At 73.1% G+C, this 24,973-nt stretch carries 26 protein-coding genes and 1 pseudogene; 8 read left to right on the top strand and 19 right to left on the bottom strand.

Annotated features, from left to right (window positions below):
* Positions 1-39: 39 nt before the first annotated feature.
* The 3 genes from ACWEVP_RS40080 (at position 40) to ACWEVP_RS40070 (ending at position 2,152) form a co-directional block, all read left to right on the top strand.
* Positions 40-1,239 (top strand): sensor histidine kinase, encoded by a 1,200-nt coding sequence (locus ACWEVP_RS40080; protein WP_452067796.1) that lies wholly within the window; start codon positions 40-42, stop codon positions 1,237-1,239.
* On the top strand, positions 1,227-1,883 hold the full coding sequence (locus tag ACWEVP_RS40075) for a response regulator transcription factor (protein ID WP_452067795.1): 657 nt from the start codon (positions 1,227-1,229) through the stop codon (positions 1,881-1,883). Before ACWEVP_RS40080 ends, ACWEVP_RS40075 begins: the two co-directional genes overlap by 13 nt.
* A gap of 71 nt (positions 1,884-1,954) precedes the next feature.
* Positions 1,955-2,152 carry a hypothetical protein gene (locus ACWEVP_RS40070; RefSeq protein ID WP_452067794.1) on the top strand — a complete coding sequence of 66 codons (198 nt, stop codon included), beginning with the start codon at positions 1,955-1,957 and terminating at the stop codon, positions 2,150-2,152.
* On the opposite strand, the gene ACWEVP_RS40065 is transcribed toward ACWEVP_RS40070, so the two are convergent.
* The 10 genes and pseudogenes from ACWEVP_RS40065 to ACWEVP_RS40020 all read right to left on the bottom strand — a co-directional run bounded on the left by ACWEVP_RS40065 (position 2,118) and on the right by ACWEVP_RS40020 (position 11,048).
* Positions 2,118-3,164, bottom strand: coding sequence for an MFS transporter (locus tag ACWEVP_RS40065; protein WP_452067793.1), 1,047 nt, complete (start codon positions 3,162-3,164; stop codon positions 2,118-2,120). The genes ACWEVP_RS40070 and ACWEVP_RS40065 overlap by 35 nt on opposite strands.
* A gap of 173 nt (positions 3,165-3,337) precedes the next feature.
* Complete coding sequence (locus tag ACWEVP_RS40060; RefSeq protein WP_452067792.1) at positions 3,338-4,282, bottom strand: GlxA family transcriptional regulator; 945 nt, start codon at positions 4,280-4,282, stop codon at positions 3,338-3,340.
* A gap of 21 nt (positions 4,283-4,303) precedes the next feature.
* Complete coding sequence (locus ACWEVP_RS40055; RefSeq protein WP_452067791.1) at positions 4,304-4,870, bottom strand: TetR/AcrR family transcriptional regulator; 567 nt, start codon at positions 4,868-4,870, stop codon at positions 4,304-4,306.
* A gap of 59 nt (positions 4,871-4,929) precedes the next feature.
* Positions 4,930-6,243, bottom strand: coding sequence for an ABC transporter substrate-binding protein (locus ACWEVP_RS40050; RefSeq protein WP_452067790.1), 1,314 nt, complete (start codon positions 6,241-6,243; stop codon positions 4,930-4,932).
* Positions 6,230-7,300, bottom strand: coding sequence for a branched-chain amino acid ABC transporter permease (locus ACWEVP_RS40045; protein WP_452067789.1), 1,071 nt, complete (start codon positions 7,298-7,300; stop codon positions 6,230-6,232). The genes ACWEVP_RS40050 and ACWEVP_RS40045 overlap by 14 nt, the downstream gene beginning before the upstream one ends.
* Positions 7,297-8,148, bottom strand: coding sequence for a branched-chain amino acid ABC transporter permease (locus ACWEVP_RS40040; protein WP_452067788.1), 852 nt, complete (start codon positions 8,146-8,148; stop codon positions 7,297-7,299). Before ACWEVP_RS40040 ends, ACWEVP_RS40045 begins: the two co-directional genes overlap by 4 nt.
* Positions 8,149-8,176: 28 nt before the next feature.
* A pseudogene (locus ACWEVP_RS40035) lies at positions 8,177-8,883 on the bottom strand (ABC transporter ATP-binding protein).
* Positions 8,876-9,667: an ABC transporter ATP-binding protein gene (locus tag ACWEVP_RS40030; protein ID WP_452067787.1), complete on the bottom strand. Its 792-nt coding sequence runs from the start codon at positions 9,665-9,667 to the stop codon at positions 8,876-8,878. Before ACWEVP_RS40030 ends, ACWEVP_RS40035 begins: the two are co-directional and overlap by 8 nt.
* 194 nt (positions 9,668-9,861) lie before the next feature.
* Positions 9,862-10,833 carry an ABC transporter substrate-binding protein gene (locus ACWEVP_RS40025; RefSeq protein WP_452067786.1) on the bottom strand — a complete coding sequence of 324 codons (972 nt, stop codon included), beginning with the start codon at positions 10,831-10,833 and terminating at the stop codon, positions 9,862-9,864.
* Positions 10,773-11,048 (bottom strand): hypothetical protein, encoded by a 276-nt coding sequence (locus ACWEVP_RS40020; protein ID WP_452067785.1) that lies wholly within the window; start codon positions 11,046-11,048, stop codon positions 10,773-10,775. The genes ACWEVP_RS40025 and ACWEVP_RS40020 overlap by 61 nt, the downstream gene beginning before the upstream one ends.
* Positions 11,049-11,175: 127 nt before the next feature.
* Here ACWEVP_RS40020 and ACWEVP_RS40015 point away from each other — a divergent pair, with 127 nt between their 5' ends.
* Positions 11,176-12,087 (top strand): Kelch repeat-containing protein, encoded by a 912-nt coding sequence (locus ACWEVP_RS40015; protein WP_452067784.1) that lies wholly within the window; start codon positions 11,176-11,178, stop codon positions 12,085-12,087.
* A 4-nt stretch (positions 12,088-12,091) separates the two neighbouring features.
* On the opposite strand, the gene ACWEVP_RS40010 is transcribed toward ACWEVP_RS40015, so the two are convergent.
* From ACWEVP_RS40010 to ACWEVP_RS39995, 4 genes are all read right to left on the bottom strand, one after another.
* Positions 12,092-12,355 carry a hypothetical protein gene (locus tag ACWEVP_RS40010; protein WP_452067783.1) on the bottom strand — a complete coding sequence of 88 codons (264 nt, stop codon included), beginning with the start codon at positions 12,353-12,355 and terminating at the stop codon, positions 12,092-12,094.
* Between the two features lie 11 nt (positions 12,356-12,366).
* On the bottom strand, positions 12,367-12,696 hold the full coding sequence (locus ACWEVP_RS40005) for a hypothetical protein (RefSeq protein WP_452067782.1): 330 nt from the start codon (positions 12,694-12,696) through the stop codon (positions 12,367-12,369).
* Positions 12,697-12,823: 127 nt separating this feature from the next.
* Positions 12,824-14,068, bottom strand: coding sequence for an MFS transporter (locus tag ACWEVP_RS40000; protein ID WP_452067781.1), 1,245 nt, complete (start codon positions 14,066-14,068; stop codon positions 12,824-12,826).
* Between the two features lie 19 nt (positions 14,069-14,087).
* Complete coding sequence (locus ACWEVP_RS39995) at positions 14,088-15,065, bottom strand: methyltransferase (protein WP_452067780.1); 978 nt, start codon at positions 15,063-15,065, stop codon at positions 14,088-14,090.
* A gap of 140 nt (positions 15,066-15,205) precedes the next feature.
* On the opposite strand from ACWEVP_RS39995, the gene ACWEVP_RS39990 reads away from it, so the two are divergent.
* Positions 15,206-15,379 carry a hypothetical protein gene (locus tag ACWEVP_RS39990; RefSeq protein ID WP_452067779.1) on the top strand — a complete coding sequence of 58 codons (174 nt, stop codon included), beginning with the start codon at positions 15,206-15,208 and terminating at the stop codon, positions 15,377-15,379.
* Here ACWEVP_RS39990 and ACWEVP_RS39985 read toward each other — a convergent pair.
* Positions 15,328-15,942, bottom strand: a complete 615-nt coding sequence (locus tag ACWEVP_RS39985) for a thioesterase II family protein (protein WP_452067778.1) — start codon at positions 15,940-15,942, stop codon at positions 15,328-15,330. The two genes, ACWEVP_RS39990 and ACWEVP_RS39985, sit on opposite strands and share 52 nt — an antisense overlap.
* 184 nt (positions 15,943-16,126) lie before the next feature.
* On the opposite strand from ACWEVP_RS39985, the gene ACWEVP_RS39980 reads away from it, so the two are divergent.
* The 3 genes from ACWEVP_RS39980 (at position 16,127) to ACWEVP_RS39970 (ending at position 20,915) form a co-directional block, all read left to right on the top strand.
* Positions 16,127-19,210 (top strand): BTAD domain-containing putative transcriptional regulator, encoded by a 3,084-nt coding sequence (locus ACWEVP_RS39980; RefSeq protein WP_452067777.1) that lies wholly within the window; start codon positions 16,127-16,129, stop codon positions 19,208-19,210.
* 134 nt (positions 19,211-19,344) lie between these two features.
* Complete coding sequence (locus ACWEVP_RS39975; RefSeq protein ID WP_452067776.1) at positions 19,345-20,112, top strand: GntR family transcriptional regulator; 768 nt, start codon at positions 19,345-19,347, stop codon at positions 20,110-20,112.
* 38 nt (positions 20,113-20,150) lie between these two features.
* Positions 20,151-20,915 (top strand): hypothetical protein, encoded by a 765-nt coding sequence (locus tag ACWEVP_RS39970; protein WP_452067775.1) that lies wholly within the window; start codon positions 20,151-20,153, stop codon positions 20,913-20,915.
* On the opposite strand, the gene ACWEVP_RS39965 is transcribed toward ACWEVP_RS39970, so the two are convergent.
* Genes ACWEVP_RS39965 through ACWEVP_RS39950 form a run of 4 tightly spaced genes read right to left on the bottom strand, consistent with a single transcriptional unit; the run spans position 20,878 to position 24,685 of the window.
* Complete coding sequence (locus ACWEVP_RS39965) at positions 20,878-22,185, bottom strand: hypothetical protein (protein WP_452067774.1); 1,308 nt, start codon at positions 22,183-22,185, stop codon at positions 20,878-20,880. The genes ACWEVP_RS39970 and ACWEVP_RS39965 overlap by 38 nt on opposite strands.
* A complete protein-coding gene (locus ACWEVP_RS39960) occupies positions 22,182-22,571 on the bottom strand; it encodes a PTS sugar transporter subunit IIA (RefSeq protein ID WP_452067773.1) in 390 nt (129 codons plus the stop codon). The genes ACWEVP_RS39965 and ACWEVP_RS39960 overlap by 4 nt, the downstream gene beginning before the upstream one ends.
* 11 nt (positions 22,572-22,582) lie before the next feature.
* The gene (locus tag ACWEVP_RS39955) at positions 22,583-24,202 is read right to left on the bottom strand and encodes a PTS system mannose/fructose/sorbose family transporter subunit IID (RefSeq protein ID WP_452067772.1); all 1,620 of its coding nucleotides are present in this window, start codon (positions 24,200-24,202) and stop codon (positions 22,583-22,585) included.
* A 6-nt stretch (positions 24,203-24,208) separates the two neighbouring features.
* A complete protein-coding gene (locus ACWEVP_RS39950) occupies positions 24,209-24,685 on the bottom strand; it encodes a PTS sugar transporter subunit IIB (protein ID WP_452067771.1) in 477 nt (158 codons plus the stop codon).
* Between the last annotated feature and the right edge of the window lie 288 nt (positions 24,686-24,973).

Below are 24,973 nucleotides of genomic sequence, written 5' to 3'. Positions count from 1 at the left end.
GCCAGCACCACCACGGTGGTGGGGTGGGACACTGTCGCCGTGACGACCCGCCTGCGCGAGTGCTGGTCGGCGGCTCGTTACCTCGTGGTCGGCGCCGGCACGTCGCTCCTGTCGATCCTGGCCCTCGCCGGGCTCTTCGCCGTCCTGCTGCTGTGCCCGTTCGGCGTCGGCATCCCGTCGCTGACCCCGGCGATCAAGCTGGCGCGGTGGCCGGTCGGGGTCGACCGCCGCCGGGCCGCGCGCCGGCTCGGCGAGGCCATCCCCGAGCCCTACCGCGACGGCTCCCCGCTGAAGGACCCGGCGACCCGCCGCGACCTCGCCTGGCTCGCGATCCACGCCGCGACCGGGCTGATCCTCGGCAGCCTGGCGATCGGCCTGCCGCTCGGCGCGCTCCAGCAGGTCGTCACGGTCCTGATCTGGCCCGTGGTGCCCGGCGGGATCGAGGGCTCGCTCGGCATCATGGTGAACTCGTGGCCGAGCGCCGGGCTGGACTTCCTGGTCGCCGTGGGAATGGCCACGGCGACGCTCCTGCTGCCGCGCGCCGCGCGGTGGCAGGCCCGCACCGCGCGAAAGCTGCTGCGGCCGGCCCCCGGCGTCGTGCTGGCCGACCGGGTCGCCGAACTGACCGCGACGCGGGCGGCCGCGCTGGAGGCGCACGGCGCCGAGCTGCGCCGCATCGAGCGCGACCTGCACGACGGCACCCAGGCGCGGATCGCCGCGGTCGTCCTGCAGCTCGGCATCGCCGGCCAGCTCTACGACCGCGACCCCACCACGGCCCGTGACCTGCTGGTCAAGGCGCAGGACACCGCCACCGACGCGCTGGCCGAACTGCGGACCGTCGTGCGCAGCATCTACCCGCCGCTGCTGAGCGAGCGCGGCCTCGCCGGGGCCGTGCGCGCGCTCGCCGAGCACTGCCCGGTGCCGACGGCCGTCCACGTCGGCTACGAGACCCACCGCCCGGCCGCGGTCGAGGCCGCCGCGTACTTCGTCGTCGCCGAGATGCTGGCCAACGCCACCAAGCACGCCGAAGCGTCCACTGTGGACATCACGCTCGGCGGCACGGCTGCCCTGCTGTCGCTGGAGATCCGCGACGACGGCCGCGGCGGCGCCGACGAGCGGCGCGGCAGCGGGCTCGCCGGGATCCGGCGCCGCGCCGAGGCCTTCGACGGGACCCTCACCCTGACCAGCCCACCCGGTGGGCCGACCGTGCTGCGAGTGGAGCTGCCATGCGGGTCGTGATCGCCGAGGACGACGCCTTGCTGCGCGAAGGCCTCGCGCTGCTGCTGAAGACGGCGGGCATCGAGGTGGCCGCGACGTTCGACAACGCCGAGGACTTCCTCGAGTTCGTCGAAGGCGACCGGCCCGACGCCGTCGTGATGGACGTCCGGATGCCGCCGACCCACCGCGACGAGGGCCTGCGCGCGGCCGTGCGCGCCCGCGAGATCCACCCCGGACTGCCGGTGCTGGTGCTGTCGGCGCACGTCGAAACCAGCTACGCGGTCGAGCTGCTCGCCGACGGCGTCGGCGCGGTCGGCTACCTGCTCAAGGAGCGCGTCGGCAAGGTCGAGCGGTTCCTCGACGCGCTCGAGCGGGTCGCCAAGGGCGGCACGGCGATGGACCCGGAGGTCATCGGCCAGCTGATGTCCCGCCGGCGCGCGAAGGACCCCCTGGAAACGTTGACCGCGCGGGAGCGGGAAGTGCTGGCGCTGATGGCCGAGGGCTACAACAACGGCACGATCGCGGAGCTGCTCGTCGTCAGCGACGGCGCGGTGCTCAAGCACATCCGCAATATCTTCGCGAAGCTCGGGCTGCCGTCCGACGAGGGCGGCGGGCACCGCCGGGTGCTGGCGGTGCTCGCCTACCTCGGCCGCGACGCGGGGTAGCGCTGGCGCTACCCCGGATCCGGGTGCCGGCGGGATCGTTCCGTGACCTGCGCGTTCGTAGTGTTCCCGGCATGACGAACACCAACGCACCCACCCGCACCGCCGCCCCCGCCCTCCTCTGGGCGGTCCTCGTGATCAGCGCCGCCGTCAACGCCGGTGGTTCCGTCACGGGACTCGACTTCACGCTCCGGATGATCGCCGGCGCAATCGCGCTCGCCGCGACCGCCGGCCTGATCACCTACTACGTCCGACGACGGCGGCAGCGGTGAACGCCGCGGCGACCCAGAACGGGTTCAGCGTGCCGGCGAGGATCGGGCCCGCCGTCGCGCCGACGTTGAGCGCGGCGGTCGCGTAGGAGCCCGCCATGGTGGGGGCGCCGGTGGCTTCCCGGAGGACCCGGGTGATCACCGTGCCGCCGACCGCGAAGGCCAGCGCGCCCTGCGGAAACGCGAGGAACACGAGCGCCGCCGGAAAGAGAGCGAGCACGAGCCAGCCCCCGAGCAGCAGCGCCCCGCCGAGGGCGACGACCCGGCCGGGCCACCGGTCCGCGAGCCGCCCCGCCGCGGTGATGCCGGCGAAGCACCCGGCACCGAAGAGGCCGAGCACCACCGGCGCGGGCGCGGCACCTTCGCTCAGCGGCGCCAAGTAGGTGAAGACACCGAAGGTGGCGGCGTTGACCAGCGCCGCCCGGAGCAGCACCGGGGCGAGCGGGCGGAGCTCGGCGAACTCGCTCCGCAGGTCGGCCACCCCGCCGGCGGGGGTGTCCGGAACGCGCGACACCGCGGCGAAGGCGGGCAGGCACAGCGCGGCGACGGTCCAGGAGGCCGTGGGCCAGCCGAGCAGCGCCCCGCCGGGGATGCCCGCGGCGCAGGCCGAGGTCGTCCCGCCGAGGAGGACGGCGAGCGCGCGTCCGGTGCGGTCCGGCGGCACGAGCGAGGTGGCCGCGGTCAGGGCGACGGCGAGGAAGCCGGCGTTGGCGACGGCGGCGACCGACCGCGTGGCGAGCAGGACGGCGAACGACGACGTCAGCCCGCCGAGGACGTGCATCGCGACGAAAAGGGCGAGGAAGGCGCGCAAGGCGGTCCGGCGCGGCCAGCGCCGGGCGAGCGCGGCCATGAGCGGCGCGCCGACCACCATCCCGAGGGCGAACGCACTGGTCAGGTACCCGGCCTGCGCCGGTGAGACGTCGAGGGCGGCGGCGATGCCGGGGAGGAGCCCGGCGAGCATGAATTCGGACGTGCCCATGGCGAACACGCCCAGGGCGAGGAAGTACAGGGACACAGCGAAACTCCAGGGAGCACGAAGGCGGTGGACGCTTTCGTGGTCACCCGGGAGCCCGGGAAGGTGTGGGAGCTACCGGGCTGCCGGAGTGACCGGCAGCCCCGCCCTGGACGCTTCGGGGCTCGACATGGGCCGACCTTAACGCAGGCCCACCAGGTCGCGGCCGGCCCGGGTCAGCCCACCGAAGCCCGGAAGCTCGCCCGGTAGGCCTGCGGGCTGGTCCCCACCACCCGCTTGAACCGTTCCCGGAACGCGCCCGGCGACCCGAACCCCACCAGCCCCGCGATCCGGTCCACCGGCTCGCCCGTCGACTCCAGCAGGTGCTGCGCCCGCCGCACCCGGGCGCGGAGCAGCCACTGCAACGGCGTCGTCCCCGTCTGCTCGCGGAAGCGGCGGTTCAACGTGCGCGTGCTCATCCCCACCTGGGCCGCCACCCCCGACAGCGTCAGCTCCGACGCGCAGTTCTCCTCCAGCCACGCCAGCACCGGCTCCAGCTCCGATCCGCGCGGCGTCGGCGGCACGTCGTGCGCGATGAACTGGGACTGGCCGCCTTCGCGCTCCAGCGGCATCACCGACAGCCGGGCCGCGTCCGCCGCCACCGCCGACCCGTGGTCGCGGCGGATCAGGTGCAGGCACAGGTCCAGGCCCGCCGCCGCGCCCGCCGAACTCAGGATCTGCCCGTTGTCCACGTACAGCACGTCCGGGTCCACTTCGACCGCCGGGTGCGACCGGGCGAGCTCACCAGCCGCCGCCCAGTGGGTCGTCGCGCGCAGGCCGTCCAGCAACCCCGTCTCGGCCAGCACGAACGCCCCCGAGCAGATCGACGCGATCCGCGCTCCCCGCGCCGCCGCCGACCGCAACGCCGAGACCACGTCGACCGGCACCGGCGGGTTCGCCGAACGACCCGGCACGATGATCGTGTCGGCGTCGAGAAGGCCCGACAGGTCCCACGGCGGCCGCAGCGTGAACATCCCCGCGTCCAGCTCCGGCGCGGGACCGCAGATCCGGACCTCGTACGCGGGCCGGCCGCGCCGGAGTGTCCGCGAGAAGACCTCGATGGGCGTCGCCAGGTCGAACGGGACGACCTGGTCGAGCGCGAGGACCGCCACGATGTGCATGCCCCCACGATAGATCGTCCACTATGGACGGAGGCTGCGCAGCATCAGGTTCGCGAAGTGCTCGCCGACCTGCTCCCCCGACAGCGGGCCGTCCGCGTGGTACCACATGTGGAGCCGGTGGATCGCGCCGAAATGGTAGTTGATCACCAGGTCGGCGGGGACGTCGTCGCGGAAGACCCCCGCGCGCTGCCCCTCGGCGACGAGGTCGCGCACGCGCTCGTGGTAAAGGCGGCGCTCGGCGCGCACCTGGATCTGCTTGCTCTTCTCCAGCAGCGGGAACGACTGGAAGAACACCGTCGCCGCGTCGAGGTCGGCGATGCTGGTCGTCACGACGTCGGCGATGATGGCGTGCAGCCGCTCCGGCAGCGGCAGGTCCGAGTCCGCGATGGTCCGCATCCGCTGGGCCTGCATCCGCAGCATCGCGGTGTAGATCTCCAGGAGCAGGTCGTCCTTGGACTCGAAGTAGTGGTACAGCCCACCCTTGGTGACGCCGGCCTCTTCGACGATCTCGCGGACCGTCGTGGCCTCGAACCCCTTGTCCGCGAACAGGCGGACCGCCGCCCGCACGACCTTGTCCCGCACGTTCATGTCGCCACCCTATGTGAGCGGGCGGGCCGGTCCGCACGGCCTGCGGACCGGCCCGGTCCTCACTTGCCCAGCAGGTTCACCTGCTCCGGAGTGGCGCGCTCGCCGGTGTACGGTGTGATCGCCCCGGTGCCCCGGTCGGTGACCGACGGTGGCTGGATCACCGTCGTCGTGGTGTCCGGGTTGATCTTGAACACGAACCCGCCGGTGTACCCGGAGTGCGAGTCCTTCGAGAACCCGAACGGCGTGAGGCCCGGGCCCTTCAACTGCCCGGAGCTCATCGCTTCGACGATCTTCTGGCGCGTCGGGTCCGGCCCGGCGGCCTTCAGCGCCTGGCCGAACGTGTACGCCAGCACCATCCCGTAGAACAGCGTGTTGGTGAGCGGCTCCTTCGGGATGTACTTGTCGTGGATGCCCTTGAAGTAGGCGACCCACGGGTCGGCCGTCTGCGAGACGTCGGGCAGGTAGCCGGTGCCGATCAGCCCGGACAGCAGCTGGGCGCTCGAGACGGTCGCGCCGCCGCGCTTGGCGAAGTCCTGCAGCAGCCCGGACAGCGTCGCCGGGTCGGCGCCGATGCTGCTGACGACGAACTGCGGCCGGTAGCCGATCTTCGCCGCGGCCAGGATCGACAGCGCGGTGAACGCCGGGATGCACTCGCAGACGACGACCTCGGCGCCCGCGGCCTTGAGCGCGGACAGCTGCGGTGTGACGTCGGTGTTGGCGCTGTCGTAGCCCTGCCGCGCGACCGTCTGGTCCTTGACGAACTGGTCGAGCCCCGCCTGGGTGTCCCGGCCGATGTCGTCGTTCTGCGTGAAGTACCCGATCTTCTTGCCCGCGAAGGTGTCCTTGATGTACTTGCCCTGGATCTTGCCCTCGCGCGTGTAGTCCAGCTGGTAGCCGAAGGTCATCGGGTCCTTCTGCGGGTTGTCCCACGCCAGCGCGCCCGAGGAAACCAGCAGGTCCGGCACACCTTCGGTGTTCAGGTAGTCGACGACCTTCGAGTGCGTCGGCGTCCCGAGCCCGCCGACGATCGCGAACACCTTGTCCTGCAGGACGAGCTTCTTCACGACCTCGACGGTCTTCGTCGGGTTGTACCCGTCGTCCTCGACCTTGTAGTCGATCTTGCGGCCGTTGATCCCGCCGCCGTCGTTGATCGCCTGGAACACCGCGCGGGCGCCGACGGAGATCTTGCTGTACCCGGGCGCGGCCGGGCCGGTCAGCGGCTGGTGGGTGCCGATGGTGACGGTGTCCTTCGTGACGCCGACGGCCGAGTCGGCGGCCTGCTGGCCGCCGCCGTCGCTCTCCCCCGCACCGCCGCACGCGGTCAGGGCCAGGGCGAGAGCGAGGAAACCCGCGCCGTACCTACTGGTTCTCATGGTTCTCCTTCTTTTCGGCGGGTCGACGGAGAATTCCGCGCAGCTTCTGGAAACCGCCCTGGATGCCGCGCGGGAAGGCGAGCACGACGACGATGAGGATCACGCCGTACACCGCGAGCGGGAGGTTGTTGGCGACGTCGGTGTTCAGGTGCAGGACATCGGCGAGGTCCTCGGACCAGGCCTGGAAGTAGACGAGCGCGACCGCGCCCCACAGCGCGCCCCACAGGGAGCCGAGCCCGCCCAGCACGACCGCGGCCAGCAGGCTCAGCGACAGCGCCGGGGTGAACGAGCCGGGTGCGGCGGTGCCGAGCAGGAACGCCTGCAGGCCACCGGCGAGCCCGCCGCACACCGCGCTGATGAGGAACGCGAGGATCTTGGTGCGGCCGACGGCGATCCCGCTCAGCGACGCGGCGACCTCGTCGTCGCGGACCGCGCGGAAGTCGCGCCCGAGCCGGCCGCGCACGACGTTCACCACGAGCACCAGCGCGATGAGCACGCTGAGCCAGACGATCCAGGTCTGCCAGCGCAGCTCGGGCACGCCGATCCCCGCCGGTCTGCTGTGGACGGTGAAGCTGAGCCCGTTGCTGCCGCCCAGGAAGTCCTGGAACCGGCGGGTGAGGGCGGGCAGCCCGACGGCCAGCGCGAGCGTCGCCCCGGCGAGGTACGGGCCGCGCAGCCGGGCCGCGGCGGCCCCGGCCAGCAGTCCCGCGAGCCCGCCGGCGGCCGAGGCGAGCAGCAGGTCGGCCCACAGCGGGAACGACGGCACGTGCTTCACCAGCAAGGCGACCGTGTACGCGCCGATGAACATGAACGCGCCGTGGCCCAGCGAGACCTGGCCGGTCAGGCCGGTCAGCAGGGTCAGCCCGGCCACCGCGACCAGGTAGTAGCCGATGGTCGCGATCCGCAGGTTGGTGAACTCGTCGGTGACCAGCGTCAGCAGCACGACGGCGGCGAACGCGGCCAGCGCGTACAGGGTGTGGCGCAGCAGCGGTGGCAGCACCCGCCTCTTCGCGGCGGTCTCCACGCGGGTCCGGGGAAGGCTCGTGCGCACCGTCATACCCGCCTCACCTTCGCCCGGCCGAACAACCCGCTGGGCCGCACGATGAGCACGACGACGAGGATCGCCAGCGCGGCGATCGTCACCATCTCCGGTCCCAGGTAGCCGGACACATAGGACAGTCCGACGCCGAGCACGAACCCGCCGGCGATGGTGCCCAGCGGGTTGTCGAGCCCGCCGAGCACGGCCGCGGTGAGGGCGTAGACGAAGACGCCGTCCAGGACGTTCGGGAAGAGGAACGGCGGCGTGGCGAGCAACCCGGCCAGCGAGCCGACCGCCGCGGCCATGCCCCAGCCGACGGTGAGCATCAGCCCGACCCGCACGCCGAGCGTGCGGGCGACGTCCGGGGCGAACGCGGCCGCCCGCATCCGCAGGCCCAGCGGCGTGTACTTGAACACCACCAGTACCAGCGCGGCGATGGCGAGCACCACCAGCACCACGAACAGGTCGTTGGCGGAGAACCGGCCGCGGAAGTCGAAGGCGTACGGGAACGCCAGCGGCTCGTTGGACCAGATCATGCCCGAAACCGCTTGCAGCACCAGCAGCAGCCCGAGGGTGACGATGATCGAGCTCAGCTCGGAGCGGTGCCGCAGCGGCCGGATCAGCAGCCGTTCGGTGGCCACGCCCAGCGCCGTCCCGGCCACGATCGCGACGGCGAAGCCGAGCCAGTAGCTGCCCGTCGCCTTCGTCACCGAGTACGCGAGGTAGGTCGAGATGAGGGCGAGGGCGGGCTGGGCGAAGTTCACCACCCGGGTGGCGCGGTAGATGATGACCAGCGCGAGCCCGAGCGCCGCGTAGACCGCGCCGGCGGAGATCCCGCCGAGGGTCAGGTCGAGGAATTCCTGCATACCGGACCGTTCTCTCCCTGATGGTTGCTCAGAAACCGAGGTAGGCGTGGCGGAGGCCGTCGTCGGCCAGCAGTGCGGCCGCGGTGTCGACGGCGACGACCCGGCCCAGCGCCAGGACGTACCCGCGGTCGGCGATGGACAGCGCGGAGTGCGCGTTCTGCTCGACGAGCACGACGGTCAGCCCGGTGGCGGCCCGCAGGTCGCGCAGGATTCCCATGATCCGGGCGGTGATCAGCGGCGCGAGGCCGAGCGAAGGCTCGTCGAGCAGCAACAGGGACGGCCGGCTCATCAGCGCGCGGCCGATGGCCAGCATCTGCCGCTCGCCGCCGGACAGCGTCGACGCGGGTTTCGCCGAACGTTCCGCCAGGGGCGGGAAGAGCTCGTACACCTCGCGCTTGGCGGCCGCGCGGTCGGCGCGGTCCCGCCGCCACAGCGCGCCCAGCCGGAGGTTCTCGTCGACGGTCAGTTCGGTGATGACCCCGCCGCCTTCGGGCACGTGCGCGACCCCGCCGCGCGCGATGCGGTCGGGCGCCAGGCCGGTGAGTTCCCGGCCGTCCCAGGCGATCCGGCCGCCACGGGCGGCTGCAGGCCGCTGATCGTGCGCAGCAGCGTCGTCTTGCCGGCCCCGTTCGCCCCGAGCACGGCGGTGATCCCGCCCCGCTCGACCTCGATGCCGACGCCGTCGAGCGCGCGGACGGCGCCGTAGGCCACGGAAAGCTCGTCGATCTCAAGCACTCGGTGCCTCCTCGGCGGGGTCGCCGAGGTAGGCCTCGGCCACGCGGGGGTCGGCCTGGATCTCGGCCGGCGTGCCCGCCGCGATCACCTCGCCGAAGTTGAGCACCACGACCCGGTCGCACACCTGCATCACCAGGTCCATGTGGTGCTCGACGAGCACGACCGCCATCTGCCGCCGCAGCGACCGGATCAGCGCCGACAGCTCGGCGAGCTCGGCGGCCGACAGCCCGCTCGCGGGTTCGTCGAGCAGCAGCAGTTCGGGTTCGGCCACCAGCGCCCGGGCGAGGGCGACGCGTTTTCGCACGCCGTAGGGCAGCACGCCGGGCAACCGGTCGGCGAGGTCGGCGATCCCGAGTTCGCCGAGCGTGGCGCGGGCCCGCGCGGCCAGCTCGGACTCGTCGCGCGCCGAGCGGCCGGCGCCGGCGAGCGCGGGCAGGGCGCCGGTGCGGGCGTGGCGGCCCGCGCCGGCCATCACGTTCTCGAGCACGGTCAGCCCGGCGAACAGGCCGAGCCCCTGCAGGGTCCGGACGATCCCGAGGCCGGCGAGCTGGTCGGGGCGGTGCCGCACGAGGGGCCGCCCGCGCCAGACGACCCGGCCGGACTGCGGCCGGACGAACCCGCAGACGACGTTGAACAGCGTGGTCTTCCCGGCGCCGTTGGGGCCGATGACCCCGACGACCGTGCCGGCGTCGACGCTCAGCCGGACGTCGCGGAGCGCGGTGAGCCCGCCGAACCGGACGGTGAGGCCGTCGACCACGAGCAGGTCTTCGCTGGGAGGGGTCATCGTCGACTCTCCTGTCTGCGTCCCACTATGTGGACAGTGCCGTACCGCGCGGTCGGTATGAAGAGAGTGGGGTGTGCGGCCGGTCATGTCAAGGCGTCAAAGCGGACGTTTCCGGCATCCAACGCACGAAAAGGGGCCTTCCCTCGCTTCGAACGCGAGGGAAGGCCCCTTTCGGCAGCGGGTCGCCCGGGGGCTCAGCCCGTGCTGGCCTGCGGCGTGATCATCGAGGAGGCGTCGAGCTTCGTCTGGACGACACCCAGCTGCTGCAGCAGGTCCGGCACGCGCTGGATGCGGCGGGCGTCGAGGGTGGACCCGAACGCCGGCATCACCATCAGGCTCGCGATGTCCTGGTCCACGTGGGCGTTGCGGACGACGAGCGGCTCGATCCGGCCCCGGTCGACCGCGGCGCGCGTGGCGTTGAGCATCGCGCGCTGGAACGCGAGCATCGTCTTCGGGTGGTCCTGGACCCACTTCCCGGTGGCGCCGAAGCCGGTCAGGGGGAAGGCCTGCGTGCTGCCGCTCGCGGCGTCGATGACCGGGAACGCCCCCGCCGTCTTGGCGGCCTGGGTCAGGAACGGCTCCGGCTGGTACGCGGCGTCGACGCGGCCCTGCGCCAGCGCGTTCCCCATCTCCGGCAGCGGCATCGGGACCCACTGCACCTTGTCGAACGCGACGCCGTGGTCGCGCATCACCGACCGGGTCAGCACGTCCGAGGCGGCGTTCTTCGAGCTGATGGCGATCCGCTTGCCGTTCAGGTCGTTGACGGACTTCACCGGCGAGTTGGGCACGGTGACCAGTTCGTTGCTGCGCGGGCTGGCCGACGTGGCGTCGGTGACCAGCTTCACGTCGGACCCGTTGTTCTTCGCCAGGAAGAACAGGGTGTAGGTCGAGAGCGCGAGGTCGTCCTGGCCGTTCGCCATGCGGGTGAGCGATTCCTGCCCGCTGGCGGCGGCGTCGGCCTGCACGTCGAGGCCCTCCGCCTTGAAGTAGCCACCTTCCTGGGCCAGCCAGAACGTGGCGAGGTCGACGGTGGCGAAGACCGCGACCCGGATCGACGGCTTTTCGACGGCACCGCCACCGGAGGCGGTCCGCTGGCTGCACGCGCTCACCAGTGCGAGGACGAGCGCGAGCACGGCGAACCGGCGTGTCGAGGCGCGTTTGCGCATAGCACTCCTCGGAAAGAAACACGGGGACCACGGATTCCGGCTTTCGAGCCGTTGATCGCCGGACTGTAGATGACGATTTCCCGGACCGCAAACACGTTGCCGAGAAATACCGCGCCGATGATCACCATCGGAAACAAACCAACGAGAAGTGGCCACACAGCGTGATCGATGTCCGCCATCCGGCCCAGCCCACTGCGTCGGATGATCGTCAGCATGGTTCGTCCTCGCCGAGTCATCCGAAAACGAATAACCCGCGCGACCGCGAATGGCGGAAATCGAATCCGTCGTAACAGACGGGCCCGCCGCGGAGACTCTGGCGTCGAAAAAGAGGGGTGGTGGACGATGAACGAATCCTGGAAGTACCGGCCGCCGATGCTCTCGCCCCGGTTCGCCCACGAGGTGGCGACCGTCGGCGACGACGTCTTCGTGTTCGGCGGCACCGACGGGAACGTCGGCTACGGCTCGGTGGAGACCCGCAAGCTGACCGGCAGCGGCGAGTGGCACTACGTCAGCCCGATGCCCACGCCGCGCGGCAACCACGCGGTCGGCGTCGTCGGCGAGCTGGTCTACGCCGCCGCGGGGATCACCCCGGACGAGCGCACGACCGACGTGGTGGAGATCTACGACCCGGCGGCCGACGCGTGGCGGCCGAGCCCGCCGCTGCCGGTCCCGCTCGGCGCGGCCTCGGCGGCCGGGCTGGCCGGAAAGCTCTACGTGGCGGGCGGTTTCGTCGGCGACAGCGATCCGGAGGAGCACGCCACGGACGCCGTGCTCGTCTTCGACCCGGCGGCGGGGCACTGGGCGCCGGTCGCCCCGATGCTCACCCCGCGGGCCCGGTTCCGGCTCGTCGCGGCCGGCCGGCACCTGTACGCGCTCGGCGGGCTGCCCAGCAGGCAGCAGAACGCGCTCGACTCCGTGGAGCGGTACTGCCCGGACACCGATCGCTGGGAGGCGGTCGCCCCGATGCGCAAGCGCCGCGGCGCGCCGGGCGCGGTCCGGGTGGAGGACCGGATCGTCGTGGTCGGCGGCGGTCCCGCGCCGGTCGAGGACCCGACCGCCCGGGACCGCACGGCCGAGGTCCTCGACGTCCGCACGGGCGAATGGGTACTGCTGGGCACCCTGCTCCCGCACGGGCGCGCATCGCTCGTGTGCGCGGCCACCCCGGCGCGGCGGGTCCTCTCGATCGGCGGCAGCGCGAACCTCTACGGCCAGCGCGTGACGGTGCCCGACGTGCTCTCGCTCAAGGTGCCCTGAGCGGTCAGCAGAACCAGCCGGCCTGGATCCAGCCGCGCTGGTTCACGTGGCCCATGGCGTAGCCCTCGGCCCAGTCGCCACTGGGCGAGTACCGCGACAGCTCGAAGTGGTCGCCGCGGTAGAGGGTGCCGATGATGACGCCGGCGGGCTGCGTCCGGACGTAGAGGTCCTGCGCGCAGATTTCGCGCACGGTACCGGCGGTGGCGGCGGGCGCGAAGGTGATCGCCGCGGCGGCGGCGAGGACGGTGGTCAGCAGGGCGCGGTTCATCGGGTTCCCTTTCAGTTCAGGGTGAAGCAGTCGCGGAGGAGGAAGCCCCACTTGCCCGTGCCGTGCCAGAAGACGTCGGCGGAGTAGTGGTCGGCGGTGATGTACCGGACGCCGATGTAGTTGCCCTGGACGAGCGTCGCGATCGGGTCGGAGTGGCCTTGGCCGGGGGTGTAGTTGCCGAAGAGGGTGGCGGTCTGGCAGGTGATGTGCGCGGCCCGGGTCGGCACCCAGGGGTCGGTGATCGTGCCGCTTCCACTTTGGACGGACGCGTGCGCGGGGACAGCGGTGAGGGCGGCCGCCGCGACGGCGATGGCGGCGGCCGCGCGGATGCGTTTCGGCATGGCGGGTCCTTTCCGGACGGGCGAAAGGTGTTGTCGGGAAAGGACTACCCGTCGGCGCGCCGCGGTGGAAGACCACGGCGTGCCGGTGCGTGCACACTTCGGGTCCGGCTGTGCACCGGCGGGCTCGCTACTCCGCCGCGGCCTTGGCCGGCGTCGCGAAGCGGCGCAGTCCCGGTGTTCCCGCGCCCACCCACGCCACCGCCAGCACGCACAGCAGCCCGCCGCTGACCAGCGCCGCCGTTCCCGAGGTCGCGCCCGCCACCAAGCCGGCCCGCAGGTTGCCCAGGTCCGGCCCCGCCTGGCCGACGATCTGCTCCGCCGCCGCAACCCGGCCCAGCAGCTCGTCCGGCGTGTTGAGCTGCACCAGCGCCCCGCGCGACACCACCGAAACCGTGTCCGCCGCGCCCGCCAGCGCCAGGCACCCCAGCCCCACCCACGGGTCCGGCGCCAGCCCGAACACCACCAGCGCCCCGCCCCACGCGGCCGAGCCGGCGAGCATCACCAGCCCCGGCCGGGGCAGCCGGGTGAACGTCCCGGAAAACACCGAGGCCACCACCCCGCCGGCCGCGATCGCCGACAGGAACAGGCCGAGCGTCCGCGGGTCGCCGGCGAACCGTTCCGCGTTCACCAGCGGGAAGAGGCTGATCGGCATCGACAGGACCGTCGCCGCGAGGTCGGTCAGCAGCGCGCCCCGGACGACCGGCGTGCGCACCAGGAACGCCAGCCCGTCCAGCACCCCGCGCAGCCCCGGCCGCGACGGTTCGCCGTCCGGCCGCATCGCAGGAAGACCGAAGACGCCGTAGAACGCCACGGCGAACGTCAGCGCGTCGACGACGTAGCAGCCGCCCACGCCGAGCCGGCCCAGCAGCAGCCCGCCCAGCGCCGGGCCGAGCAGCATCGCGCCCTGGAACGCGATCCGGTTCAGCGCCAGCCCGGCCGGCAGTTGCGCGGGCGCCAGCAGCCGCGGGACGAACGTCCGCGCCACCGGCCCGCCGCCCGCGACGAAGCACGACTGCGCGGCCACCAGCCCCAGGACGAGCAGCACCGGCACCTCGCCCAGGAAGCCCTGCACGGCGAGGAGCACCGAACAGACCGCCTGCCCGGCGGTGGTGACCAGCGCGAACCGCCGCCGGTCGACGCGGTCCGCCAGCGAGCCCGCGAGCAGCCCGAACACCACCACGGGCAGGGCCTGGGCGAGCCCGACCGCCCCGGTCCAGACCGTGCTCCGGGTCTGCTCCCAGACCTGGAACATCACGGCGACGAGCGTCATCTGCGAGCCGAAGCCCGAGAAGACGCGGCCGATCCAGAGCCGCCGGAAGGCCGGCGAGACGCGCAGCGGGGTCAGGTCGACGAAGGCACGGGACAGCGGCACACCAGAATTGTAACAGCGCTTATGTAATTCTGAACTCCAAGATCGACCGCCCGCCCGCGTCCGTCACCGAGTCCAGCGCGAGCCCGTGGTCCGCCGCGAGGGTTTCGAACTCCTCGACCCGGCGTTCGCGGCCGCCGAAGATGACGAGCATGGCCAGGTCCGAGTCGGTCCCGGCCTGCCGCCCGCCGACCGGTTCGACGACGACGATCCGCCCGTCCGGCGCGGCCGCCTCGACGCAGCGGGCCAGGATGCGGTGGGCGTGCTCGTCGTCCCAGTCGTGCAGGATGTCCACCAGCAGGTAGACGTCCGCCCCGGCCGGCAGCGGGTCGAAGAAGCTGCCGGCGACCACCGTGGCCCGCTCCCCGAACCCGTGCTCGGCGAAGGTCGCCGCGGCCGCGGTGACGTCGAGGTCGACCAGCCGGCCCCGGATCCGTGGGTGGGCCGCCAGGACACCCGCGAGCACCGTGCCCGGACCGCCGCCGAGGTCGACGATCGTGGCGAACCGCCCCCAGTCGAACCCGGTCGCGAGGTGCGGCACGCCGGCCCGCAGCCGGTGCGCCATCTGCCGGTCGAAGGACTCCCGCAGCGGCGGGTGCGCGGCGAGATCGGACCAGAAGTCCTGCCCGTACCGGCGGTCGTACCCGGCCTGACCGGTGGTGACGCTGTGCAGGAGCTCGGTGAACGCCAGCTCGGCGCGGCCGCCCGCGGTGTCCAGGTTCAGCAGGACCGTGGTCAGGCTGTCGCCGCACAGGTTTTCGCCGTAGTCCGTGGTGCGGTAGCCGGTGGCGGTCCGCTCGAAGAACCCCAGCGTCGCGAGGTGCCCGAGCAGCAGCCCGAGCGGAACCGCCCGGACGCCGAGGTCGTCCGCCAGCCGGTCCACGGCGACGTCCTGATCGCGCAACCGGTCCGGCAGCCCGAGGGTCACCGCCACCCGCAAGGCCATCGGGGTCGCCAGGCTCGCCATCCGCAGAATCGTGTTCGTGTCGTCACTCCCCATGACCACGCATGGTCCCAGCCCGGCGATTCCCTCCACAAGGGACGATCGGTGAGCGTACGACCACTGCGCGCGAAGGGAAGCGGATTGGAAGTCCGCTCGGGCAAGATCGACGCGCATCCCGAAGCGTGAGGAGTCGAAACATGAAAGCCCGTGTTCTCCAGGCCGTCATCGGTACGGCCTTCCTGGCCGTCCTCGTCCTCGCGCCCGCCGCGCAGGCGGCCGAGACCCCACCGCAGCCCGGCCCCTCGATCGGCGTCGGTCCCTACATCGGCGACTCGCCCAAGCCCGGGACGGCCAACGCGGAAACCAGGTAGGCCGAGCGCAGGACGGCGTCGCGCAGCAGCGCGCCGCTGTCCCGCTCGCGCGCCGGGGCGAGCACGAACCCCGCTTCCGTGTGCTCGCCCCAGCCCGTCATCAGGTGCGGCTCGCCGAAGCCCCGGATCGGGCACGGCAGCGGCGGTGCCACGGGCACGTGCGCGTCGCTGGCCAGCAGGCTGACGTCCGCGCGGGCCGCCTGCTCCGGCACCACCCGCGCGGCCCGGTCCGGCGGCGCCTGGTGCGCCACGACGAGTGCCCGCGGGACCCCCAGTCCCGCGGCCACCCGCCGCTGCGCCAGCCGGTAGGCCACCAGCGCGCCCAGCCCCGCGCCGAACAGCACGTGCGGGCGGGCGAGCACCCCCGCCAGCTCCGCCGCCAGCGACTCGACCAGCAGCCACATGTCCCGGTACGGGTGCTCGGCGCGGCGCTCACCGCGACCGGGCAGCTCGACGACGTGCACGGCGATCCGCGGATCGCGCCACGCCCGGTACCGGCCGGCTGCCTCCCCCGCGTCCGGGAAGCAGACGAACAGCAGCCGCTCGGTCTCGTCGGTGTCCACCCACGGCCTCCTTTTCCCTCGCCCCGCCGTTGCCGATCCGACCAAAGCAGGCCGCCCCCCGGGCTGAACGCGACCGTTGCTGTGGAGCTATGGCCGTGGCTGCGGTCGGATCGGCGACGAGGCACACAGTAGGGTCGGGCACGGCACTTCCGTTCCGCTTCGGTCGGCCTTCTGGGGGCTACTCGTGCGCTACCGCCTGCTCGGACCGGTCACGGTCCTCGGCGACGCGGGCGCCGTCCGGCCCGGTGGCCAGAAGCAGACGTCGGTGCTGGCCGCCCTCCTGCTGAACCCGAACCGCGTGGTCAGCGAAGACCGGCTCATCGACCTGACCTGGGGCGAGAACGCGCCGCCGAGCGTCCGCGGGCGGCTGCAGGTGCACATCTCGGAACTGCGGAAGCTCCTCGGCCGCGACGCGATCGTCCGCCGCGCGCCCGGTTACGTCCTGGAAGTCGCACCCGGCGACCGCGACCTCGATGTGTTCGACGACGAGGTCGCCCTGGCCAGGGCGACGACCGGGCCGGCCGCCGTCGCGCACCTGCGGGCCGCGCTCGCGCTGTGGGACGGCACCCCGCTCGGCGGGGTGAGCGAAGCGCTGGCCGCGCACGAAGGCCCGGCGCTGGCCGAACGCCGGCTCGTCGTGCTGGAGGAGCTGTACGAGCAGGAGCTGGCGTCCGGACGCCACGGCGAAGTGGTCGGGGAGCTGCGCCGGATCGTCGACGAGCACCCGTTCCGCGAACGGCTGCGGGCCGCGCTGATGCTCGCGCTGCACCGCTGCGGCCGCACCCCGGAAGCGCTCGACACCTACGCGCGGGCGCACGAACTGCTCGTCGACGAGCTCGGCATCGAACCCGGCCAGGCCCTGCAGGACCTGCGGCTGCGCATCCTGCGCGGTGAGGGGGAACCGGCGCCGGCCGCGGCCCCGGTCGTGCCGCGGCCCGCCGAGCTGCCACTGGACGTCCGCGGGTTCACCGGCCGAGCCCCGGAGCTGGCCGCGCTCGACGAGCCGGGTGACGTCTGGGTGATCACCGGGACGGCCGGGGTCGGCAAGACCGCGCTGGCCGTGCACTGGGCCCACACCGCGCGGGCCCGCTTCCCCGACGGCCAGCTGTACGTCAACCTGCGCGGCTTCGACGCCGACGACGAGCCGCTCACCCCCGCCGCCGCGCTCGCCCAGCTGCTGCGCACCCTCGGCGTCGACCTGCGGGACGTGCCGCCCGGCGTCGACGACCAGAGCAAGCTCTACCGCTCGCTGCTGGCCGACCGGCAGGCGCTCGTCGTGCTGGACAACGCCCGCGACGCCGCCCAGGTGCTGCCGCTGCTGCCGTCGTCGGGCCGGGTGCTGGTCACCAGCCGCCACCGGCTCGACGAGTTCGTCGCGCGCACCGGCGCCCGGGCGCTGGGCCTGGCGCAGCTGCCCGAAGACGACTCGCGCGCGTTGCTGACCGCGTTGCTCGGCGAGCGGGCCACCGCCGAACCGGACGCGGCGGGCGAGTTGGCCCGGCTCTGCGGGCACCACCCGCTGGCGCTGCGGATCGCGGCAGCGAACACCGGGGTCGCGAGCCTCGGCGAGCTCGTCGACGAACTGCGCGGCGACCCGCTGGCCCAGCTCGGCTTCGACGGCGACGAAGAAAGCGCCGTCGCGAAAGCGTTCTCGGTGTCCTACCAGGCGTTGCCGCCCGGGCTGCGGCACGCGTTCCGCCTGCTGGCGCTGGTGCCGGGGGCCGACTTCACCGCGATCGACGCGGCCGCCCTGCTGGACGTCCCGGCCGAGGAGGCGGCGCGGCGGCTGCGCGGGCTGACCGCGGCGAACCTCCTGGAGGCGCACGCTCCCCGCCGCTACCGGTTCCACGACCTGGCCCGGCGCTACGCCGAGCGGTGCGTCGTCGCCGACGAAGACGAGATCGCCCGCGAAAAGGCGTGGGAGCGGCTGTTCACCGGCTACTGCGCGGCCGCCGACGCCGCCGTCGCGCTGCTGGGCGCGCGGATCGTGACGCTGCCGCGTGAAGACGCCCCGGCGGCGCCGAGCCCGATCGCGTTCGCCGACGCCGCGGCCGCCGTGGCCTGGCTGGACGTCGAGGCGACGAACCTGGCGGCGGCGCTGCGGCTGGCGGCGACGCGCGGGCCGTACCCGGCGGCGTGGTACCTCGCCGACGCGCTGCGGCGCTTCTTCCACGACCACGGCCGCCGCGCCGAGTGGCTGGAGCTGGCGCCGATCGTGCTGCGCGCGGCGCGCGACCACGGCGCCCAGCCGGCCGAAGCGCTGGTGCACCTGTCGGTCGGCGGCGCGTACTTCCGCGAAGGCCAGCACGAGGCGGGTATCCGGCATTCGGAGAAGGCGGTGCTGGCCAGCCGGGCGTGCGGCTGGCGCGAGTGCGAGGCGACGGCGGTCGCGAACCTGGGCTCGATGCTGGAGTGGACGGGCCGGCTGTCGGAAGCCGTCGAACACAGCCGGCGCGCGATCCAGCTGTTCCGCGAGCTGGCCAACTCCTCGGGCGAAGCGCTCGCGTTGAACTCGCTGAGCTGCCACTACCGCCAGCTGGGCCGGCTGGAGCAGGCGGAAGACTGCCTGTGCGAGGCGGTCGCGCTGTGCCGCCGGGAAGACCTGCGGTTCTGGGAAGCGGCGAACCTCGCCGACCTCGCGTGGGTGCGGCTGGAAACGGGCCGGTTCGACGAGGCGGGCGAGGCGGGCGAGCAGTCCCTGGCGGCGTTCCGCGAGCTGGGTTCGAGCTTCGGCGAAGCGACGGCGCTCACCGCGTTGAGCGCATTGCGGGGCGCTCGCGGAGACCACGCGGCGGCGGCCCGGACGGCGGAGGAGGCACTGGACCGCGTCCGCCGCGACGGCGACCGCCAGGTGGAGGCGGCGGCGCTGATCGCACTCGGCCGCGCTTCGGAAGCCGCCGGCGACCTGGCGCTGGCGGAGCGGGTGCTTTCGGAAGCCCGTGAGCTGGCGGTGGAGTCGGGGCTGCGGGGCCAGCTGGCGGAGGCGTCGGCGACGCTGGCGGGGGTGCTGGCGGCGGCCGGCCGGGTTCCGGAGGCGGGCGAGCACGCGCGGACGGCGCTGGACGCGGCCCGCGCGGGCGGCTACCGGCTGCTGGAGGCCCAGGCGTTGCTCGGGCTGGCTGCGGTCGAGGGCGCGGCCGGCCGGCCGATGCTGGCCGCCGGGACGGCCCGCGAAGCCAGGGGGCTGTACCGGGCGGTCGGGCACGTGACGGGGGAAGCGCTGGCCGAACGCTTCTTGACCGACCTCGCCCGCCGCGCAACGGGCTGAGCTGATCGCGCGCCGCCGCTGGCCCCGACGGCAGGCCGTGCCTGCGCCCGAACGTCGTCACCACCACGTCCTGGCCGCCGCGCCACCGGATGAGCGGTGTTACCCCCGGACCGGCGGCGCGACATACTGAACCCATGCCCCGTCCCAAACACGTCCCCGCGAGCGATCTCCGCCTCCCGGACGCGCTGCAGCCGGGGCGGCCCAAGGGCGACCAGCTGCGCGAAATCCTGGAGAGCGTCGCGACCGAAGCCGGGCCCGGGCGCCTGATGCCGTCCGAACGGTTCCTCGCCGAGCACTTCGGCGTCGCGCGCGGCACCGTGCGGCAGGAGATCAACCGGCTGGTCTCCGACGGCGTCCTCTACCGCCAGCACGGCACCGCCACCTTCACCGCCGAGCGCCAGGCCGCGCACATCGACATGCTCACCTCGTTCACCGAGGACATGAAGGCCCGGGGCGTCGTGCCGAAGACGAAGGTGCTGCACGCCGAGGTCGAGTCCGCGCTCCCGCGCCTCGCCGGCCGGCTCAACGTCCCGCCCGGCGCGCGAGTGTTCCACCTGGAGCGCCTGCGGTACGTCGACGACGAGCCGTTCGCCGTCGAGCGCACCAACCTCTCGGTCGACCGGTTCCCGGGCATCGAGCTGTTCGACTGGGAGACCCAGTCCCTGCACCGCACGATCGAGGAGCGCTGGGGCGTTCAGGCGGAGTGGAACGACACGGCGATCTCGGCGGTCCTCCCGGACGCCGGCGACGCCGCCCTCCTCGGCATCGAGCCGAGCCAGCCGTGCCTGATCATCGAAGGCACCCTGCACGACCAGAGCGGCGGCGTCATCGAGGCGGGCCGGTCGCTCTACCGCGCGGACCGCTACACCGTCTTCACGCAGGCGCGGCGCAGCCCGGCCTGACCGGGCAACCCCCGGCGTCCCGCCCGCGTGCTAGCGGCATGGCACGCCGAACCAAGCTCTTCGCGCTCGCCGCCGCCCTCCTCGGGTCGACGGCCGCGCTCGCGGCGTGGTCGGCCCGCCGGCCCCGCACGACCCCGAAGCCCCCGCCGAAGCCGAAGCCGGAACGCCGGCCGAAACCCCGGCCGGTGCCGGACGACGACCCGGGGTGGCGACTGGAGAAGGTCTACCGCCGGCTGGTGTTCGCCGGCGTCCTCGCGGCTTCGGCGGCGATCTCGGTCTGGGCCGCGCACCAGGAAACCCGGGGCGGGGAGGCGGTCGTCTGCATCGCCGGCTTCGGCGGGCTCGGCGCGGTCCTGTGGGCGGTCGCCTGGTGGCGCGGAGCCTGGATGTGGGACGCGGACTACGGCCAGCTGACGTTCACCATGCTCGGCTTGGCCGTCCTGGCGCTCTCCGGCCCCGGCTTGGTCACCGACCTGGTCCTGACCCACCGCGGCACGCCCGTCCTGATCGAAGTGGCACCGGCGCAGGGCCGCCACTTCGTCCCGCTCGTCCTGCCGGGCGGCTCGACGCCACTGCGCGGTGACCTGCGCAGCACCGCCGAAACCGTCGTGGGCGAACGGTTCACCGTGGTGTACGACCGCGGCGGGTTCGTCCGCCCGGAGCTGCCCGACGAGGTGAACCCTTCGCTCGGCACGGTGTTCGTGCTGGCGGGCGCCGGGATCCTCGGCGTCACCGTGCTCGGCTTCGGGTTCCCCCTCGAGTGGCCTAGGTGGGGTCCGCCTGATGAGCCCGCAGCAGTTTGACGCAGTGCTCCACCAGGACGTCCCCCGCGTCGGGCTCGAACAGCGTCACGTACGACTCGTACACGCCGTTGCGGTGGCCGTCCGCGTCCGGCAGGTATCCCAGGTAGCCGTCGGAATAGCCGATCACCCGCGTGTGGCGGAACGGGCTGCCCCGCCGGATCCGCAGCCCCAGCGACGCGAACAGCTCGAACGGCGTGTGCAGCCAGGCGATCTCCCCCAGCGACACGACGCTGACCGGGACCTCCGCGCAGCCCGTCGGCCGGTCGGTGGCCGCCATCGCGGCCAGCATCGCGCAGCCCTCGTAGCGCGTCTGCGCGATCCGGACGGCCGGGTGGTCCTCGCCGTGGTGCGCCAGCTCGCGCTGCCACTCCCGTTCGGCCGACTCCCGCAGCTCCAGACTGTGTTCCAGCGTCGGCACCTCGCGGTACGGCAGGTGCAACGCCGAGCGCGTCATGCGAACCGGGCCGGTCTCGGCGCCGGAAGACGCCGCCGCGAGCGTGCGGGCGATCGACGTCGCCAGGTGGCCGCCGAGCGTGCGGACTTCGTCGTGGTCGCGGCCGCGGCGGACGAACCGGGAGCTGGCGTCCCCCGCCGCGCCCTGGAGGAACGCCGCGACCGGCTGCCCGATCAGCGCCGCCAGCTCGCGCCGCGTCGCGCCCGGCCAGTCCGCCGACCAGTGGAGGTTGTCCGGCCCGAGCACGGTCGGGTGGCTCGCGTAGTCGAACAGCAGCGCGGCCGGGGAACCGTCGTCGCGGCGCAGCTCGAGCACGCCGAACGACGTGTCGTGCGGCCCGTCCCGCCGGTAGCGGTTGCTGCCGACGGCTTCGGTCGACCCCGCGTGCCAGCGGGCCCGGACGCGGCCGCGGCACGCGCGCAGCCGCAGCGCCGCGCCGGTGACCGTCTCCGCCATGCGGCCGACGAGCCCGGCGTCGCGCCGCCCCGGCAGCCCCGGGTGCAGCGGACCGGTCCAGCCCTCGGGCCCGGAATGCGTGTGGGACGCGCAGAGGACGACCCGCTCGGGGTCGATGCCGACCGCCGCGGCGACGGCGTCGGCCAGGGTGCGGGTGAGGCCGGCGTCGACCGCGAGCGCGTCGAGCGCCACCCACAGCACGCCCGGGTCGTCCTCGGTGGACAGCCAGATCAGCGACGCCTCGAGGTCGTCGTGCGTGCCGGTGGCGACGCCGTGCCGGGCCAGGTAGCCGCCGAGCGGGTGCCCGGGCTCCGGCGTGATCCGGACGTCTTGCGCGGCGAGCAGGAGCGCGGCGGTCACCAGGTCGATTCCAGGACGTCGACGACGCCGTCGCGGCCGGCGGCGCGGGCCACCCCGGCCAGCTCGGTGACGTCGCCGGTCGTGTGCAGCAGGACTTCCAGCAGCATCGGCAGGTTGAGCCCGGACACCAGCTGGATGCGCGGGTGCACGGCGGCGAGCGCGCGGACGGCGTTGAACGGCGAGCCGCCGTGCAGGTCGGCGAGCACGAGCGCCTCGCCCGCCCCGCCGAGCAGCGCGAGCAGCCGGACGCCGAACTCCTCCGGGCTGTCGTGCGGGCTCAGCTCGCACACCTTGAGCCGCGACTGCGGCCCCAGGATCATTTCGGCGGCTTCCCCCACGCCGGAGGGCAGCCGCCCGTGCCCGGCGAGGACGATCGGGACGGACATGGCGGTGTCTCCTAACTCTTCGCCGGGGCCGACGGCGCGAACCAGCCGAGCCACCCCAGGAGGACCCCGGCGACGACGACGATGGCGATGATCCAGACGGGCCGCAGCCGGGCCTTGGCCGTGAGCAGGTACACCCCGGCGGTGACGAGCACCGGCAGCAGGAACGGGACGAGCTCGTCGAGCCGGTCCTGGATCGCCACGGCCTGCGTGACCGGCTGCCCCTGGACCGTCGTGGTCTGGCGGTAGGTCAGCGTGGTGACGACCTTGACGATCGACGGGATGAAGCCGCCGAGCACGACGAACCCGAGCACGGTCGCCCCCTGCGCCACACGCGCGAGCGCGCCGGCGGCGAGGTGACCGGCCAGCCGTTTCCCTTCCCGGTAGGCGAACCCGAACTGCCAGCGCCGGATCAGCGCGTAGGGCACGAGCACCATCACCGCGGCGAAGGCGGGGCCGAGCCAGCTGCCCTGCAGCGCCCAGGACGCGCCCATGGTGAAGACGATGCTGTTGTACAGCGCGAAGACGACGGTGTCGCCGATGCCCGCCATCGGGCCCATCAGCGCGACCTTGGTGCTCGCGGCCGACTTCGGCGTGCCCGCTTCTTCGAGGGCGACGCTCGAGCCGAGGATCAGCGGGCCGCCGACGAGCACGGAGGTGTTGAAGAACTGGAGGTGCCGCTGCAGCCCGGCGACGTAGTCGGCCTTCTCCGGGTAGAGCCGGCGTAGCACCGGCTCCATCGAGTACGCGAAGCCGAGCGCCTGCATCCGCTCGTAGTTCCAGGAGATCTGGCTCGACCAGAAGTACCGGCGGAAGACCCGGCGCAGGTCCTGCTTGCTCAACCGTACGTCCACAGTGGACTCTTCGGCGCCTTCTCCGGGGACCGCGATCGCCGGTTCGTCGCGCTTGAGCGTCACGAACAGCATCGCGACCGCGACGCCGATCAGCCCGATGCCCAACAGCGGCACGTGCAGGTAGGCGAACGCGACGAACCCGATCAGCAGCAGGTACCAGTACCGCGAGAGCTCCATCATGCCGAGCAGCAGCGCGAACCCGACGGCGGGCAGCAGCGACCCGGCGAGCGTCATGCCCTGGACGAACCCGGCGGGGATGCTCGCGGTGATGTCCTTGACCAGGCCGCCGGACGCGGCGAGCGCGGCGAGGAACGTCGGGATCGCGCGCACCGCCACCCACGGCACCAGGCTGACCCAGTGGATCACCGCGAGACCGCGGGCGTTGCCGTCGGCGGCGTAGCCGTCGGCCCGGTGGACCAGCGCGGTGGTGATGATCTTGCCGACCGGGTCGAGCGCCGACAGCAGGATCGCGGCGGGCAGCCCGACGCCGAGCCCGATGGCGACCTGGGCCGAGGTGTCCCCGGCGGCGCCCGCGGCCAGCGCGGTGCCGACGATCGCGCCGGTCTGGTAGTCCGGGATGGTCGCGCCGCCGTAGGTGTAGACGCCGAGCGCGGCCAGCTCCAGCGTGGCGCCGATCAGCAGGCCGAGCAGCGGGTGCCCGACGATCAGCCCGGCGACCGAGCCGGCGATGAGCGGGCGCTGGGCGTAGATGAGGAACGGGCCGAGCCCGTCGTAGGTGCAGTAGATCGCCCAGAGGGTCAGGGCCAGCGCGACGAGCATGCGGGGCTAAAGCCCTTTCCGGTCGAGCAACGGGACGAATTCGGCGGGCTTGTCCTGCGGCATCAGCTGGGTGACCAGCGGGACGCCGGACGCGGCCAGCTTGCGGTAGGCGTCGGCCTCGTCCGCGGTGACCGCGATCGAGCGCGTGACCATGGTGTAGGCGGTGCCGGGGCGTGGTGCGACATTGCCGACGTTGACGGTTTCCGGCCGGAGGCCGCTTTCCACCAGGCGAAAGGCGTCTTCGGGGTCCTTCGCGAGGATCATGACGTCCGTCTCGAGCGTTGCCTCGAGCGTCTCGGCGACGGTGAGGACGTCGGTGGGCAGCCCGCGGGCGGCCTGCGGGAGCAGCATCCGCTGCAGGTCGTCGGCGGCGACGTCGTCGTTGCAGACGACCAGCCGGCGCACGCCGAGCCGCCGCGTCCACGCCACGGTGACCTGCCCGTGGATCAGCCGGTTGTCGATCCGGACGTGTACCCCCGCCATGCGTCTCCTCCCGGCCGGCAGCGTCCATACTGGTTCGTACCAGTAGTTGTGTCAACGCTGTCCGTGACCGGCAGTGTCGAACGACGGCTTCGCGCGGCCGACGGAAGGACCCCTCAGACCTTCCGTCGGCCCGCGAGCGCGAAGCCCCCTCGGATTCACCCGGACCCTCCCATAAAGGTATATACCAGTATGGGCGTACGAGATCGACTGTCAAGACCTGCGCCGATGATCGGCGCGAAGATCCTTTTCAATCGTTCGGCCGAAATGCCGTCCGGGCAAGAACTGAGC

It is taken from the genome of Amycolatopsis sp. NPDC003865 (genome assembly GCF_053605345.1).
This window is presented reverse-complemented; position numbering and strand designations above follow the sequence as displayed.